The sequence below is a fragment of the Pseudoalteromonas sp. SCSIO 43088 genome (assembly GCF_023650795.1).
Classification (GTDB): Bacteria; Pseudomonadota; Gammaproteobacteria; order Enterobacterales; family Alteromonadaceae; genus Pseudoalteromonas; species Pseudoalteromonas shioyasakiensis.
Genome location: NZ_CP072675.1, coordinates 3,357,410 through 3,373,105, shown reverse-complemented (window position 1 = coordinate 3,373,105; position 15,696 = coordinate 3,357,410). Strand labels below are relative to the sequence as shown.

Genomic DNA, 15,696 nt, shown 5'->3' with positions numbered 1-15,696 from the left:
AGGCTGCACTAGTAAGCACTTAGCTTATTGACGATCCAATGGCGTTTGCCACTCTCTATTGCATTTGCAATATCTGACAAGACAACCCTTAAAGCAATGAGGTAAGTCATGTCAAACACAACAACTAAACCATCTCGCCGCGAAGTCCGTGCGGCTGCATCAGATTATATTTATAACTTAACGGGGCAACCGTTTCCTAATTCTCATAAAGTTTATGTAGAAGGTACACAAGACAATGTACGAGTAGGGATGCGTGAAATCACCCTCAGCGATACCTTCATCGGTGGTACAGAAGAAAACCCAGTATTTGAGCCTAACGCGCCAATTCGTGTTTACGATACCTCGGGCCCATACACTGACCCAGATTTTCAACTTGATGTGCGCAAGGGTCTTGAGAAATACCGTGAAAAGTGGATTGAAAGCCGCGGCGACACTGAAATTTTAGACTCAGTGACTTCGCAATTTTCTCAACAGCGAATGGCAGATGAAGGGTTAGATCATATCCGCTTTGAACACCTACCAAAGATCCGCCGTGCAAAAGCCGGTAAAAACGTAACGCAAATGCATTATGCGCGACAAGGCATTGTGACGCCTGAAATGGAATATGTGGCGATCCGTGAAAACATGGGACGCGCTAAAGTTCGTGAAGAGTTACTTGCGGCCCAGCACAAAGGCGAATCGTTTGGCGCTAGTATTCCTGATTTTATTACCCCTGAATTTGTGCGTGATGAAATTGCCCGTGGTCGCGCCGTGCTTCCTAACAACATCAACCATCCAGAAACTGAGCCGATGATCATCGGCCGAAACTTCTTAGTTAAGGTGAACGCGAATATTGGTAATTCGTCGGTCACATCATCAATCGAAGAAGAAGTAGAAAAAATGGTGTGGTCGACTCGTTGGGGCGCCGACACGGTAATGGACTTATCAACGGGTCGCTATATTCACGAAACCCGTGAATGGGTGGTACGTAATTCGCCAGTGCCAATTGGTACCGTACCAATCTATCAAGCGCTTGAAAAAGTAAACGGTGTAGCTGAAGACCTAACGTGGGAGATTTTCCGCGATACCTTGATTGAACAAGCAGAGCAAGGTGTTGATTACTTTACTATTCACGCTGGGGTATTACTGCGTTACGTGCCGATGACGGCAAAGCGTGTTACCGGTATTGTTTCGCGTGGTGGCTCTATCATGGCGAAATGGTGTTTAGCGCACCATAAAGAAAACTTCTTATACACGCACTTTGAAGAAATCTGTGAAATTTTAAAACAGTATGATGTGTGTTTCTCATTAGGTGATGGCTTGCGTCCGGGCTCTATTGCTGACGCTAATGACGAAGCCCAGTTCAGCGAATTACGTACTTTAGGTGAGCTGACAAAACTTGCTTGGAAACATGATGTGCAAGTGTTCATCGAAGGCCCTGGCCATGTGCCAATGCATATGATCAAAGAGAACATGGAAGAGCAGCTTAAACACTGTGAAGAAGCACCGTTTTACACGCTTGGTCCATTAACCACGGATATTGCACCGGGGTACGATCATTTCACATCAGGTATTGGCGCTGCGCAAATTGCTTGGTACGGCTGCGCTATGCTTTGTTATGTAACCCCTAAAGAGCATTTAGGCTTACCAAACAAAGAAGACGTTAAAGAAGGTTTAATCACTTACAAAATTGCTGCTCATGCTGCCGATTTAGCAAAAGGCCACCCAGGTGCGCAAGAGCGTGACAACGCATTATCAAAAGCACGCTTTGAGTTCCGTTGGCACGACCAATTTAACCTAGGTTTAGACCCAGAACGCGCCCGCGAATATCACGACGAAACACTGCCACAAGAATCAGGCAAGATTGCACATTTCTGCTCTATGTGTGGCCCTAAGTTCTGCTCGATGAAGATCACTCAAGAAGTACGTGATTACGCCAAAGATCTTGAAGCAAGAGGTATCGATCCAAATAACGTAGGCGATGCTATCGAAATCAAAATGGTCGATGTTGAAGCCGAAATGAAAGCGAAATCAGACGAGTTCAAAAAAACAGGCTCTGAGATTTACCATAAAGCAGTTTAATTGATGGAGCTAGGCATCAGCGATGGGCTCTGGGTTTTTACCTAGGGCCTAGAGCCTAGCGCCTAGAAAGTTTATGTCTTTAAAGATAGCGATACTGGGTTTTGGTTTAACTGGCCGTTTAACTGCATTGGCACTTGCTAAAGAGCATCAGTTAAGTGTGTTTGAGCAAGATGATGAACATGCTAGCAACAGTGCCGGCAGCGTTGCTGCAGCGATGTTAGCCCCCCTTGCAGAATCAGTCCTGTGTGAACAGGATTTAGCCCTACAAGGGCTTAATAGCATCACGCGTTGGCAGCAAATTCTAAGTGAACTCGATGACGCTGTGTATTTTCAACAAACAGGCAGTTTAGTGGTTGCTCATCAGCAAGATAAGGGCGATTTACAAAGTTTTGTGAGCCGCTTAAAACCACTTGAAAGCTATCAGGCACAGGCTTTGGTTGGCACTCAAATCGCTGATCTTGAGCCAGAACTAGCTGGGCGTTTCCACCAAGGTGTGTATTTACCTTGTGAAGGGCAACTCGATAATCAGGCATTTTATAGCGCTAGTTTTAAAAAGCTTACCTCGCAAGGAGTGCAATTTAACTTTGGCTGTAAAGTTGAATTGAACGCCCATCAAGTGAATGGCCAAAGCTTTGATTATGTATTTGATTGTAGAGGCTTAGGTGCTAAACAGGCTGAACCTTTACTGCGTGGAGTAAGAGGAGAGGTGGCGCGTTTATATGCACCAGAGGTGAACCTAACTAGACCGATACGACTGATGCATCCGCGTTACCCAATTTATATTGCTCCTAAGCCAAATCATCAATTTGTGATTGGTGCGACTGAAATCGAATCACAAGACCGCGGTAAAGTCACCGTGCGCTCGGCGCTGGAGTTATTGTCTGCTGCTTATACGGTGCATAGCGGCTTTGCTGAAGGGCGTATCGAGAGCTTGCAATCGGGGCTTCGTCCTGCGTTTACAGACAATCGTCCGAAAGTCACTAAGCAAGGTCGAGTGATCAGTATTAATGGCTTATACCGTCATGGCTATCTACTTGCGCCTCAGGTGGTTGATGATGCAGTGAGCTTAATTGCTTAAGGATAAAAATGAATATTTTAATTAATGGTCAGTCAGTTACAGTGAACGACAATACATCGCTGACTCAGGCGTTAAGTCAATTTGGCGCAAGACCGCCATTTGCGGTTGCCGTTAATGGTGACTTTGTACCGCGCAGTCAATGCGATGCTAAAACCCTCAACGAAGGCGACAGCATTGAGTTATTGTCGCCAATTCAAGGAGGCTAAGATGGATAGTTTTTCGGTTTATGGTGAGCAATTTACGAGTCGGTTACTGGTTGGCTCAGCATTGTATCCTTCACCTAGTGTTATGCAGGATTCGATAGTGGCCTCACAGGCTGAGATTGTCACCGTTTCATTAAGACGCCAGCAAAGCGCTGCTGCGGGTGATGATTTTTGGCAATTGATAAAAAACACTGGGTTAAAGGTGCTGCCAAATACGGCGGGTTGTCATAGCGTAAAAGAGGCGGTGACCTTGGCGCAAATGTGCCGCGAAGTGTTTGCCACTGATTGGATCAAGTTAGAACTAATTGGTGATGAATATAATTTACAGCCAGATCCAATCGCACTGCTCGAAGCCACTAAAATTTTATTGGCCGATGGCTTTAAAGTTTTACCTTATTGCACAGATGATTTAGTGCTGTGTCAGCGCCTCGCTGATTTAGGCTGCGAAGTACTAATGCCTTGGGGCGCACCGATTGGCACAGGTAAAGGCTTGCTGAATCCTTACAACTTAAAAATGATCCGTGAGCGCTTGCCAAACCATACTTTAATTGTTGATGCAGGCTTAGGTTTACCATCTCATGCCTGCCAAGCGCTTGAATTAGGGTATGATGCCGTATTATTAAACTCGGCAATTGCAGGGGCAGGTTGCCCAGTGACGATGAGTAAAGCGTTTAAAAGTGCGGTTGAAGCGGGGCGATATAGCTATGTGGCTAAAGCGATGCCAGAAAAAGACGTAGCAAGCCCATCAACGCCGACGCTCGGTATGCCATTTTGGCATCAAGAATAAAATGTGAGGAATAACATGAATCAGGTTGTATGGACCATAGCTGGCTCAGATTCGGGCGGCGGTGCAGGAATTCAAGCCGATATCAAGGCAATGCAAAGTTTTAATGTACACGGCTGTACGGTTATTACTGCTTTAACGGCACAAAATAGTTTAGGTGTAGAAGCACTTAACCCGATTTCAACAGAGGTGATTGAGTCGCAACTATTAGCCTTAGCCAGTGATATGCCTGCCAGTGTGATTAAAATTGGCATGCTTGCCAATGTGCAGCAAATACAGCTTATTAGTGAGCATTTAAAACATTACAAAGCAACTTGGGCAGAGCCGCCTTTAGTTGTTTATGATCCGGTTGCCATTGCCTCAAGTGGTGATTTATTAACAGAAGAAGATACCGTTAGTGCCATTAAAGAGTGCTTATTGCCATTAGTCGATGTAGTAACACCGAACACCCACGAAACGCAGCTATTAACCGGTGTTTATTTGATTGGCCCAAGCGCAGTGAAAGAAGCCGCAGAAAAGTTAACTGACTTTGGTGCAAAAGCGGTGATTATCAAAGGGGGGCATTGGGATTACCCAAGTGGCTATTGCATTGATTACTGCGTGCAAGGTGAGCAGGAATATTGGCTTGGTAACGAAAAAATTCAAACTCCGCATAGTCACGGTACTGGATGCAGTATGGCCTCTGTGATTGCCGCGTGTTTAGCCAAACAGTATCCACTCAAAGATGCCTTTATTTTAGCGAAAGCCTATATAAACCAAGGTTTAAAAGCAGCCATTCGATATGGTGAAGGGATTGGACCTGTTGCACACACTTGCTTTCCAACAAATCTAGCAGATTACCCACAAGTCATCGAGGCGGGAAGTTGGCTCGGTGATGAGCTCGACTTTGATTGCCCGGTTGATTTTACCATGGCAGCAGGCTTTGCCGAGTGCGACTCTAAACAACTTGGGCTGTATGCCGTTGTAGATACGGTTGATTGGTTAGAGAAGTGTTTAGCCGAAGGGGTTAAAACAGTTCAATTAAGAATGAAAAATGCAGACGATGCAGCACTTGATGAGTCGATTGCAAGTGCGGTTATGCTGGGGCAGAATTACGATGCGCAGGTGTATATCAATGATTATTGGCAGTTGGCGATTAAGCACGGTGCTTATGGTGTGCATTTAGGACAAGAAGACTTACAAACCGCTAATTTAATTGCCATAAAAGAGGCGGGGTTACGCTTAGGTGTATCGACTCATGGCTTTTATGAGATGCTGCGTGCACATAATTACAGACCAAGTTATATGGCGTTTGGTGCTATTTATCCAACCACCACTAAAGACATGACTGGGCAAATTCAGGGCTTAGAAAAGCTCGAAAAATTTGTGCCGTTGATGGCCGATTATCCAACGGTCGCGATTGGTGGAATTGACTTATCTCGTGCTGAGCAAGTTGCGAGCACGGGTGTTGGCAGTGTTGCCGTAGTACGTGCGATTACTGAAGCCGAAAACTACCAAGCAGCCATTGCCAAGTTAAAACAGCTGGTCGAAGGTCAGTCATAATATGAGCGCGTTAAGCGACAAAGAGCAAATTCGTTATAGCCGCCACTTGCTACTCAAAGAGGTGGGGCATGCAGGGCAGCAAAAGTTAAAGTCTGCACATATTGTGGTTGTCGGAGCGGGGGGGCTTGGCTCACCTGCACTGTTTTATTTAGCGGCTGCAGGAATCGGAACGCTCACTTTGATTGACGACGATAAAGTTGAGCTTTCAAATCTACAGCGACAAATACTCTATAAAGTAAACCACATGGGGCAGGCAAAAACACAGGCGGCTGCCAAGGTGTTAAGCAGTTTAAATAATCAAATTACGGTTAAGCCTTTATGCCAAAAGCTTGATGAAAGTAACTGTGTTGAGCTACTTGAAGGTGCTGACATCATCCTCGATTGCAGTGATAACTTTGCTACCCGGTATTTGGTTAATCGCTATTGTTTAGCTAAATCTATCCCACTTGTATCAGCTGCCGCTATTGCAACGCAGGGGCAGGTGATGAGTTTTGATTTTCGTGATGAACAGAGCCCTTGCTATGGCTGTATATTCCCACAAACGGAGGAGCAAACAGCGCTTAATTGTGACAATGCAGGGGTATTGAGCCCGTTGCTGGGTGTTATGGGGAGCATGCAAAGTTTATTGGCTATCAATATATTGCTTGGCCATAAAACGGGTAGCGAGTTTATTCAATTTGATGGGCTAACACTAATGCAGCAGTGCTTTAATATTCAAAAAGATAGTGAATGCTCAGAGTGTAATCGTGGGGTGTAGGCGCGGTTTATAATGAATTTTAAGCAAACCACTATTGCTCAAGTGGTTTGCTTAATTGAACTTATTAGTCGTTAATTTTCGCAAATGGTGTGCCCATGCGGGTCACTGTTTCTGGGTGTTGATCTGATAAGAACTCAGCTTGATTTGCTCCCCAGGCTAAAATAACGGTAGAGCCTAACTTAAAGCGACCCATTTCTTCACCCTTCTTCAGAGTAATCGCGTTGTCACCTGTAGTTGGGTAATTCCAACTAAATACATCTTTACCTGCTGGTGGCGTGACTGTGCCTGCCCAAATAGTCTCGATGCTAGCAACAATTGTCGCACCAACAAGTACCATGGCTAGCGGGCCAATTTCAGTTTCAAAGATAGCTACAACACGCTCGTTACGAGCAAATAGGTTAGGTACATTTTGTGCTGTTAACGGGTTTACCGAAAATAAATCACCCGGTACGTAGATCATTTTGCTCAGCGTACCATCAACAGGCATGTGAATACGGTGGTAATCTTTAGGCGCTAAATAAATAGTTGCAAACTTCCCGCCTAAAAACGGTGCAGTGTCTTCTTCTTTGCCACCAAGGAGTGCTTGTAAGCTGTAGTCATGGCCTTTTGCTTGGATGATTTGACCGTCTACTACATCGCCTAATTGGCTAATTGCACCATCAACTGGGTGAGCAATAATGTCGCTTTCTTCAGCAAGTGGACGAATACCTTCTTTTAACGGGCGAGTGAAAAACTCATTAAAAGTTTTGTAATGAGCTGGATCTGGGTATTTAGCCTCACTCATATCAATTTTGTATTGTTTGATAAACAATTTAATTAAGGCCGTTGTTAAGCCACCCGCTTTTGCTGCTGCTAACTTGCCAACCATGCGCGAAATGAAATGTTTTGGCATGGCATATTGCATAGCAATTTTGAATTTATCTAAACTCACTTGTTATTTCCTAAATAGTTATACGCGAGGAGCGCGTGCACCAGCACGGCCGTCGGCCATAGTTTCTAAAATTCGGTGGTAACTGTCAAAGCGAAGTTCTGAAATTTCACCATCATCAACAGCTTGGCGAATTATACAGCCAGGATCGTTTAAATGTTTACAATCGCGAAAACGACAGCCACCAATAAAATCACGGAACTCTTTAAAGCACCATGTAACGCGCTCAACATCTAAATGCCATAAGCCAAACTCACGAATTCCCGGTGAGTCGATTAGGTTACCACCACTTGGTAAATGGTGTAATCGCGATACGGTTGTTGTGTGTTGACCAAGGCCGCTGTTCTCAGATACTTCTTGGGTTAAGATGTCAGCATCAGGCAGTACAGTGTTCACTAAGGTTGATTTACCCACACCACTTTGACCAACAAAAATGCTGTTTTTATCAACCAGTTTTTGTTTAAGCTCAGCAATGCCTTGACCGGTTTTATTACTGACTAATAGTACTTGATAACCTAGCTCACGATAGATATCGAGAATTTCATCAATAAAAGCAAGGCCTTCATCGTCAATTAAATCTATTTTGTTAAGCACTAAAATAGGCTCAATCCCCATGTCTTCACAGGCAACTAAATAGCGGTCGATAATGTTTGGCGTAAACTCAGGCAATACAGCAGAGACCATTAAAATTTGGTCAATATTGGCAGCGACGACTTTCACCCCGTCATAAAAATCAGGGCGAGTTAGTTGTGAACGACGCTCATGAGTTGCTTCAATAACGCCTGCTAAGTCGCCTTCGCTAACTTTTGCACGGCGAAAAATAACTTCATCACCACATACAAGGCTCGATACTGTTCTGCGTATATTACAGCGCAATACTTCGCCTGATTCGGTTTCGATATCGGCATGTTGGCCAAATCGACTGATCACAACCGCATTTTCGGCAGGGCCTAAATTGTCATTTTGCCATTGCACAGTTGCCCCTTTCTGTTGCTTTTTGTCTGCATTAGAGAGGCGTTTTTGATGATTGGCCTTAATTCGACGTGATTGGCCTTTACTTAATTTCTTTTGTTTTGCCACTTTTGGCCTATAACTTGAGTAAATGTCGGGCTTTTTGAAAAAAAAGCTTTAGGTCGACTGATGATACTAATATGATATATCTAAATGCGTTGGATCTAAAGGAAAGCACCGCTAAGGTAACTATGTCTTTTCATAAATCAAATCTTATCTGGCTCGACCTGGAAATGACAGGCCTCGAACCAGCAACAGATAAAATACTCGAAATTGCCACTGTTGTCACCGACAGTGATTTAAACATCTTGGCTGAAGGCCCTGTTATTGCTATTCATCAAAGCGATGAACTGCTTGATGGCATGGACGAGTGGTGCACGACTCAGCACGGTCAATCTGGTTTAACAGCTCGTTGTAAAGCAAGCACATTCACTGAACAAGATGCTATTGATCAAACATTGGCATTTCTAAAGCAATGGGTACCTGCGGGTGCTTCACCTATGTGTGGTAATTCTATCGGCCAAGACCGCCGTTTTATGAATAAGTACATGCCTGAATTGGAAGACTACTTTCACTACCGTAACCTTGATGTGAGTACAGTTAAAGAGCTTGCACGTCGTTGGAAACCTGACGTATTAGCGCAAGTGAACAAAAAAGGTTCACATCTAGCCCTCGACGATATCAAAGATTCGATCATGGAATTAAAGGTTTACCAAGAAAAATTCTTTAATTTGTAAAAAACATTTGCAAACACATCGGATTATTGTAGAATCCTGCCCCGCTTAAGACGTTAACCCCCGCGGGGTTAGTGTGTCTTTAGCTAAACTTTTATAGTTGAAAGTTATAATTTGCGGCACTAGCTCAGTTGCCAGAACGTTTTACCGCAACCTTCAGGTTGTGCGCCAACGGACAAATTACTGACTACTTTAAAGCGGCACTAGCTCAGTTGCCAGAACGTTTCACCGCAACCTTCAGGTTGTGCGACAACGGACAAATTACTGACTACTTTAAAGCGGCACTAGCTCAGTTGGTAGAGCGCAACCTTGCCAAGGTTGAGGTCACGAGTTCGAGCCTCGTGTGCCGCTCCAATTTCTTCACCAAAAGAAATTGATATAAGTTTCAAGGGGAAAGTTGAAAGCATTAGCTTGAAACTAGAAACTTGCAGCTTACAACTTATTCATGCGGCACTAGCTCAGTTGGTAGAGCGCAACCTTGCCAAGGTTGAGGTCACGAGTTCGAGCCTCGTGTGCCGCTCCAATTTCTCACCAAAAGAAATTGGCTTAAGTTTCAAGAAGAAAGTAACTAACTTGAAGCTTGTAACTTAAAACTAGTAACTTATTGTGCGGCACTAGCTCAGTTGCCAGAACGTTTCACCGCAACCTTCAGGTTGTGCGACAACGGACAAATTACTGACTACTTAAAAGCGGCACTAGCTCAGTTGGTAGAGCGCAACCTTGCCAAGGTTGAGGTCACGAGTTCGAGCCTCGTGTGCCGCTCCAATTTCTCACCAAAAGAAATTGATATAAGTTTCAAGGGGAAAGTTGAAAGCACCAAGCTATTCAAACTTGTAACTTGAATCTTGTAACTAGAAACTATTTAAAGCGGCACTAGCTCAGTTGGTAGAGCGCAACCTTGCCAAGGTTGAGGTCACGAGTTCGAGCCTCGTGTGCCGCTCCAATCTCTAAAAAATCCCAAAAACACTTTCTTAAATAATTTAGTTAATACCAAGATTTGCTTACAGCTTACAGCTTACAGCTTACAGCTTACAGCTTACAGCTTACAGCTTACAGCTTACAGCTTACAGCTTACAGCTTACAGCTTACAGCTTACAGCTTACAGCTTACAGCTTACAGCTTACAGCTTACAGCTTACAGCTTACAGCTTACAGCTTACAGCTTACAGCTTACAGCTTACAGCTTACAGCTAGTTTTAGATCTGGCCTTGAACCGTCGCGATAATACGTCTAGCGCCACCATGATCTCGGTGTTCACCTAAATAAATACCTTGCCATGTGCCTAGCATTAAGCGGCCTTGATTAATTGGTATGGTGAGTTCAGCACCTAATGTACTGCTTTTTATATGGGCTGGCATATCGTCATCACCTTCATAATCATGACGATAATAACTTTGTCGTTCTGGCACAAAATGATTGAAGTGACTTTCCATATCCATTCTTACTGTAGGATCTGCATTTTCGTTAATAGTTAAGCTTGCAGAAGTGTGTTGAATGAATAGGTGTAATAAGCCGACTTTGTATTGTGCTATCTCTGGAAGTTGACGAAGTAGCTCGTCATCAATGATGTGAAAGCCTCGTGAGCGAGGCTTCAATTGAATGGTTTTTTGCTGCCAGCTCATAGTTTATCAAAGCTAACTTCAATATTGGCGTTACCATCAGCAGATGTGAATGGAATTAACACTTTAGCGCCTTCACATTTATGTGCAATTGTATGTCCCTTACCAGACACTACAACTGGCGTTGCCATATCAAACTCATAGCCTTTTTCGCCAAGTAGGTTTTTAGCGCCACCTGTTACCATGTTAGTAATTTCACCTACCATGTCGGTTACTTCTTCGTTAACCGTATCAGGGCGTTCACCTAGCATTCTTTCCATAATGGTCAGTGCTAGATTTTCATCAAAGGTGATTGAAAGTGAACCTTTAGTTTGTGGGCCAACCATACCAATCAAACCTGATACATCGCCACGGGCTAGTTCGTCTTTCTTTAAACTAGGTTTACCCGGCTTTAATTCTGTTTGAGCCATAGTGCTCAATACATTTAATAATGATGATAAAAAAGGGTTGATGAACTCCACATTCATTATTTATTTTCCCTTAGGTTTCGAAATGCCGTTAATCATACTTTAAGTGTAGTGGTTGTTTCAAACACCGCACTTATTCTTTGCATTTTTCGCATTTACCGTGCGCTTCAATTGTTTGTCCTGAGACAATAAATCCACTTTCTGCCGCTAAGTTATTAAGTTCATGAGAAATTACTGTTGAATGCAATTCTTTTACATAACCACAGCTGTCACAAATTAATAACTGTACAGGGTGAATGTGATCAAAATGATGGCACAGCATAAATGAGTTGGTGCTTTCAATTTTATGAATAAAGCCAAGTTCCGATAAAAAATCGAGCGCTCGATAAATAGTGGCCGGTTTTGCGCCTGACTCAGTTAATTTGAGTTGTTCTAATAAGTCATAAGCACCCACACCACCTTGCGCACTAGCTAACAGGCGGAATACTTTTTCACGGATAGGTGTGAAACGTGCACCACGATTATCGCATACTTGTTTTGCTTTACTGACGAGTGATTCTATATTCATCTTCTCTTATCCTTACGCTACCGTGATATACTAACATACTGTATTGTAGTTGCAGTGTTTTTATTCGCTAACACGTTTTCAGGGAGTTTTCTTAATGAGTGAATTGCTAGCTGCATTCATTTTCTTTTTTGCCGTCATTGATCCTATCGGAACCGTGCCTGTTTTTATTGCTGTTACACGCTGGGATGACGCCAAATTTAAGCGCAAAGTTGCATTAAAAGCGGTTGGTGTTTCGGCATTAGTGCTATTGTTTTTTGTTGTTGCGGGCGAGTTACTTTTAAACGCGATCAATATTCCACTTTCGGCATTTCAGATTGCCGGAGGTATCGTATTATTACTGTTTGCTCTGTCGATGATCTTCGGTGAAAGTAAACCAGAAACAGAAATCAAAAGTGTTCGAGATAGCACAGAAACCGCTATTTTCCCTTTGGCGATTCCTTCTATTGCCAGCCCCGGTGCCATGCTTGGTGCAGTACTGATGACTCGAAATACCGAATACACTTGGTATGAGCAGCTAATTACCTCATCGATTATGCTTTCTGTGTTAATAATGGTACTGGTTTTATTACTACTTGCCACGCATGTTCATAAGTTAATTGGTGATAGTGGCGCGAGCATTATCAGTCGAGTGATGGGCTTAATTTTATCGTCAGTAGCGGTGACTAATATCTTAGGCGGTATCGCTCACTACTTCGGTTTGAGTGTTGTCGGCTAGTTTTAATTTAAAGTGCATTTTCAGTGATTTAAACTTTGAATAATTGCCTTCTTTTATCTAACTTTAAAGAAGGCAATATAAAATTTAAGGAACAAAGAATGCTAATCAAAAATGTCGTCTTATCTGTTTTTCTGATTTTTAGTTTAGGTGCTTGCATGGAGCCGACCTATGATAGTGGTAAGCTAAAAGTTATCGAAGTAACAGATCATGATTTTAAAATTAATGGTGAAAGCGCAGTTACCGTAATTGTTGGTCATGCCAATGTGGCGGAGTACAGCTTCTCACTTCGTAAAAGTGATTTAAAGAAAGGCACGCTTCTGCAGTCTGTGTCTGACAGTAATCCAAATGTACGTGCAGATGGTACCTTCTTTAGTGAATATTATGTGCAATCAAAAGATCATGATACGCGTGCATCAATTGAAATTGTCGAAATGGACCCCGTTGAGAAAGTAGCGCGAATTGCAGTGGGTGCTAAGTTAGTTAACCTGAAAAACGAGGACTACAAAGAGCTTGAAATTACGATTTTGGAACTTACGGGCCAAAACCTTGAACATCTCCTAAGTAAAGTAAAAATGTAGACTTAGCATTTTACCTTATTCATCAAAGAAGTGAGATTGCAGTACACTTCTTCGCCTCTTTTCATTATCAGATCTTCGATTAAGCCATGCCGCGAGCGAGCTTCGGTGGTATAATGGTCGCAATTTTTCATTTCGGTGCATACCTAAAGGGTATGTGTCATCGCTATATTAAGCGTTAATCGTATTAGGTAATTTAAGTTGCAAGTAAATGCATTGATCTTTAAAGGGGCCATGTTATGAGCACAACGACATTAAACCGCCGTTTTTCCGTGGCACCCATGTTAGATTGGACAGATCGTCACTGTCGAACTTTTCACCGCAAAATGACTAAGCATGCTGTGCTATATACAGAGATGGTGACAACCGGCGCTATTTTATTTGGTAAAGGCGATTACTTACACTTTAATGAGCATGAAGGGCCAGTGGCATTGCAACTTGGTGGCTCAGATCCTGAAGCGTTGGCTAAGTGTGCAAAGTTAGCGGCGGAGCGCGGCTATCATGAAGTAAATTTAAATGTTGGCTGTCCGTCTGATCGTGTGCAAAATGGTCGTTTTGGTGCTTGTTTAATGGCTGAGCCTAAACTGGTTGCTGACTGCGTTGCTGCAATGAAAGCCGAAGTGACTATTCCTGTTACTGTTAAAACGCGCATTGGTATTGATGAGCAAGACTCGTATGAGTTTTTATGTGCTTTAATTGAAGCAAGTCATGATGTTGGCTGTGATGACTTTATTATTCATGCGCGTAAAGCGTGGTTAAATGGCTTAAGCCCAAAAGAGAATCGTGAGATCCCACCTCTTGATTACCCGCGGGTTTACCAGTTGAAAAAAGATTATCCGCAACTTCACTTAAGCTTAAATGGTGGCGTGAAAACAATTGCTGATAGCGTAGCTCACCTTGAGTATGTTGATGGCATTATGATTGGTCGTGAAGCGTATAGTAATCCGTTTATTTTGTCTGAGGTTGACGAAAACATTTATGGTGATGAAGCCTTTACGCTGAGTCGTCATCAGGTTGTGCGCTCGATGTACGACTATATTGAAGACGAAATGAGTAAAGGCGCTAACTTTTGGCATATTGCTCGCCATATGTTGGGAATTTTTCAAGGCCAACCTGGTGCGCGTGGTTTTAGACGCCACCTTTCAGAAAAAGGCCATGGTAAAGCGGCCGATTTATCTGTTATGGATAAAGCCTTAAGTTTTGTCCCAGAAGCCTAATCACAAAGCCTATTAAAAAAGCCACATTTTGTGGCTTTTTTTGATCCTAAAATTTAGTGAAAAAGTTAATTTTTTAGTCAAATTAGTTATTTTTCATTCAGTCACTAGTCAGCCTAAATCTAAATTTAATTGACTCAACTCATTGTATATAAATGATAATTTTAATTTATTCGTTAGTTGGCACAAGAATTGGAATCTCCTAGCTGTATTAACCCAATAATCAACAGGAGAGTCACATGGGTGTATTAAATCGCGTAAATGACATTATTCAGGCAAACCTTTCTGCAGCATTAGACAAAGCTGAAGATCCTGAAAAGTTACTTAATCTACTCGTGCAAGAAATGCAGGATGCACTGACTGAATGCCGTGCAACTGCTGCGACATTTTTAACGCAAGAAAAGCAAATGAAGCGTGAAATTGCAGCGAAACAAGCGAAAGTAGCTGACTGGCAAGCGAAAGCAGAAAAAGCGTTGAGTAAAGATCGCGATGATCTTGCCAAAGCAGCATTAGTTGAAAAGCAGCGTTTAACGACAGAAATCGAAGCGCAACAAGCTGAAATGGATAAAGTGGCAGAGTCACTCGCTAAATTGACAGAAGATTGTCAGCGTTTACAAAACAAGCTTGCAGATGCAAAGGCCAAACAGCTGACTTACATGCAAAAAGAACGCGTTGTTACAGCACGCTTAAAAGTAAAAGAGCAGCTGCATAGCAGTAAAGTTGAAGATGCATTAGCGCGTTTTGACTACTTAGAGCAGCGCGTTGAAAACATTGAGTCGCAAGTTGAGGCGTATGAACTGACACAAAGTGATGCTGCAAATTCAACAGCAGCACAATTCGCTGCCCTTGAGAAAGATGAAGCAATCGATAAAGAGCTTGCTGACTTGAAAGCAACGATGAAGCAGTCGGCTTAGGAGGTTAATAATGAATACTTATCACACATCGACACGTTGGTACCGTGATCTGAGTAATAAAAAGATCTCGGGTGTATGTAGCGGACTCGCTGCGCGCTTAGGCTTCCCTGTATGGTCAACACGTCTGGTCATGATCATATTACTTATTCAAATGCCGCTGTTAATAGGCGTGGGTTATTTAGTGGCTCATTGCACTTTACCAGTGAAAGGTTACTAGGAGTAGGACATGAAAACGTTAGCTATCATCATTTTGGCAATGTTATTACTATGCACTGATGCGGTTTCATTTGTATCGTTTGACTCATGGCAATTACCTTTATCAATTGCTGATATGAGTTGGGCTGGGCTTGAGGTCATCGGTGCAATAGTGGCAGTCATTGCCGTCGTTGCAGGTGTTGCGCTATTCACTATTGGGCTGCTAGGCGCAGGTGTTGTTGCTTTGATTGGTGTTTTGCTTGCGTTTTTATTTGGCTCAGTAATGATTGCATGGCCACTTTTACTAATCGCAGCATTATGCTGGTTGATTGCCGATAACAAAAAATCGCCAGCTTAAGGTACTAATAAACTGCCTTAATACATAAAATATG

At 42.9% G+C, this 15,696-nt stretch carries 19 protein-coding genes and 4 tRNA genes; 18 read left to right on the top strand and 5 right to left on the bottom strand.

The window, feature by feature from the left end:
- The first annotated feature begins 108 nt into the window (after positions 1–108).
- The 6 genes from thiC to J8Z28_RS15560 all read left to right on the top strand — a co-directional run bounded on the left by thiC (position 109) and on the right by J8Z28_RS15560 (position 6,425).
- On the top strand, positions 109–2,061 hold the full coding sequence (gene thiC / locus J8Z28_RS15585; protein ID WP_062566545.1) for a phosphomethylpyrimidine synthase ThiC: 1,953 nt from the start codon (positions 109–111) through the stop codon (positions 2,059–2,061).
- A gap of 73 nt (positions 2,062–2,134) precedes the next feature.
- On the top strand, positions 2,135–3,139 hold the full coding sequence (locus tag J8Z28_RS15580) for an FAD-dependent oxidoreductase (protein WP_062566544.1): 1,005 nt from the start codon (positions 2,135–2,137) through the stop codon (positions 3,137–3,139).
- Positions 3,140–3,147: 8 nt separating this feature from the next.
- Positions 3,148–3,345 carry a sulfur carrier protein ThiS gene (gene thiS / locus J8Z28_RS15575; RefSeq protein WP_171041525.1) on the top strand — a complete coding sequence of 66 codons (198 nt, stop codon included), beginning with the start codon at positions 3,148–3,150 and terminating at the stop codon, positions 3,343–3,345.
- Between the two features lies 1 nt (position 3,346).
- Positions 3,347–4,129, top strand: coding sequence for a thiazole synthase (locus J8Z28_RS15570; RefSeq protein ID WP_062566543.1), 783 nt, complete (start codon positions 3,347–3,349; stop codon positions 4,127–4,129).
- A gap of 15 nt (positions 4,130–4,144) precedes the next feature.
- On the top strand, positions 4,145–5,668 hold the full coding sequence (gene thiE / locus J8Z28_RS15565; protein WP_062566542.1) for a thiamine phosphate synthase: 1,524 nt from the start codon (positions 4,145–4,147) through the stop codon (positions 5,666–5,668).
- 1 nt (position 5,669) lies between these two features.
- Positions 5,670–6,425, top strand: coding sequence for a HesA/MoeB/ThiF family protein (locus tag J8Z28_RS15560; RefSeq protein ID WP_062566541.1), 756 nt, complete (start codon positions 5,670–5,672; stop codon positions 6,423–6,425).
- Between the two features lie 64 nt (positions 6,426–6,489).
- On the opposite strand, the gene asd is transcribed toward J8Z28_RS15560, so the two are convergent.
- Both asd and rsgA read right to left on the bottom strand, forming a co-directional pair.
- On the bottom strand, positions 6,490–7,356 hold the full coding sequence (gene asd, locus J8Z28_RS15555; RefSeq protein ID WP_175083551.1) for an archaetidylserine decarboxylase: 867 nt from the start codon (positions 7,354–7,356) through the stop codon (positions 6,490–6,492).
- A gap of 18 nt (positions 7,357–7,374) precedes the next feature.
- Positions 7,375–8,433, bottom strand: a complete 1,059-nt coding sequence (gene rsgA, locus J8Z28_RS15550) for a small ribosomal subunit biogenesis GTPase RsgA (RefSeq protein WP_058585944.1) — start codon at positions 8,431–8,433, stop codon at positions 7,375–7,377.
- 122 nt (positions 8,434–8,555) lie between these two features.
- Here rsgA and orn point away from each other — a divergent pair, with 122 nt between their 5' ends.
- The 6 genes from orn (at position 8,556) to J8Z28_RS15520 (ending at position 10,291) form a co-directional block, all read left to right on the top strand.
- Positions 8,556–9,101 (top strand): oligoribonuclease, encoded by a 546-nt coding sequence (gene orn, locus J8Z28_RS15545; protein ID WP_054554138.1) that lies wholly within the window; start codon positions 8,556–8,558, stop codon positions 9,099–9,101.
- Positions 9,102–9,376: 275 nt separating this feature from the next.
- Positions 9,377–9,452 (top strand) — tRNA-Gly (locus tag J8Z28_RS15540).
- 93 nt (positions 9,453–9,545) lie between these two features.
- Positions 9,546–9,621 (top strand) — tRNA-Gly (locus J8Z28_RS15535).
- 166 nt (positions 9,622–9,787) lie between these two features.
- Positions 9,788–9,863, top strand: a tRNA-Gly gene (locus tag J8Z28_RS15530).
- Positions 9,864–9,965: 102 nt separating this feature from the next.
- A tRNA-Gly gene (locus tag J8Z28_RS15525) sits at positions 9,966–10,041 on the top strand.
- Positions 10,031–10,291, top strand: a complete 261-nt coding sequence (locus J8Z28_RS15520) for a hypothetical protein (protein ID WP_250659656.1) — start codon at positions 10,031–10,033, stop codon at positions 10,289–10,291. The genes J8Z28_RS15525 and J8Z28_RS15520 overlap by 11 nt, the downstream gene beginning before the upstream one ends.
- A 2-nt stretch (positions 10,292–10,293) precedes the next feature.
- Here J8Z28_RS15520 and J8Z28_RS15515 read toward each other — a convergent pair whose 3' ends face one another.
- From J8Z28_RS15515 to J8Z28_RS15505, 3 genes are all read right to left on the bottom strand, one after another.
- Positions 10,294–10,719: a secondary thiamine-phosphate synthase enzyme YjbQ gene (locus J8Z28_RS15515; RefSeq protein WP_054561120.1), complete on the bottom strand. Its 426-nt coding sequence runs from the start codon at positions 10,717–10,719 to the stop codon at positions 10,294–10,296.
- Complete coding sequence (locus J8Z28_RS15510; protein ID WP_054554140.1) at positions 10,716–11,183, bottom strand: chemotaxis protein CheX; 468 nt, start codon at positions 11,181–11,183, stop codon at positions 10,716–10,718. The genes J8Z28_RS15515 and J8Z28_RS15510 overlap by 4 nt, the downstream gene beginning before the upstream one ends.
- Positions 11,184–11,256: 73 nt before the next feature.
- Positions 11,257–11,691 (bottom strand): transcriptional repressor, encoded by a 435-nt coding sequence (locus J8Z28_RS15505; RefSeq protein WP_054554141.1) that lies wholly within the window; start codon positions 11,689–11,691, stop codon positions 11,257–11,259.
- 94 nt (positions 11,692–11,785) lie between these two features.
- Here J8Z28_RS15505 and J8Z28_RS15500 point away from each other — a divergent pair, with 94 nt between their 5' ends.
- The 6 genes from J8Z28_RS15500 (at position 11,786) to J8Z28_RS15475 (ending at position 15,662) form a co-directional block, all read left to right on the top strand.
- Positions 11,786–12,406 (top strand): MarC family protein, encoded by a 621-nt coding sequence (locus tag J8Z28_RS15500; RefSeq protein ID WP_250659655.1) that lies wholly within the window; start codon positions 11,786–11,788, stop codon positions 12,404–12,406.
- 155 nt (positions 12,407–12,561) lie between these two features.
- Positions 12,562–12,984, top strand: coding sequence for a hypothetical protein (locus J8Z28_RS15495; RefSeq protein WP_130166181.1), 423 nt, complete (start codon positions 12,562–12,564; stop codon positions 12,982–12,984).
- 236 nt (positions 12,985–13,220) lie between these two features.
- A complete protein-coding gene (gene dusA / locus J8Z28_RS15490) occupies positions 13,221–14,198 on the top strand; it encodes a tRNA dihydrouridine(20/20a) synthase DusA (protein WP_082422939.1) in 978 nt (325 codons plus the stop codon).
- Positions 14,199–14,434: 236 nt separating this feature from the next.
- Positions 14,435–15,109, top strand: coding sequence for a PspA/IM30 family protein (locus tag J8Z28_RS15485; protein ID WP_054561117.1), 675 nt, complete (start codon positions 14,435–14,437; stop codon positions 15,107–15,109).
- Between the two features lie 10 nt (positions 15,110–15,119).
- A complete protein-coding gene (locus tag J8Z28_RS15480; RefSeq protein ID WP_054554145.1) occupies positions 15,120–15,326 on the top strand; it encodes a PspC domain-containing protein in 207 nt (68 codons plus the stop codon).
- Between the two features lie 9 nt (positions 15,327–15,335).
- Positions 15,336–15,662, top strand: coding sequence for a hypothetical protein (locus J8Z28_RS15475; RefSeq protein ID WP_062566538.1), 327 nt, complete (start codon positions 15,336–15,338; stop codon positions 15,660–15,662).
- The last annotated feature ends 34 nt before the right edge of the window (positions 15,663–15,696 follow it).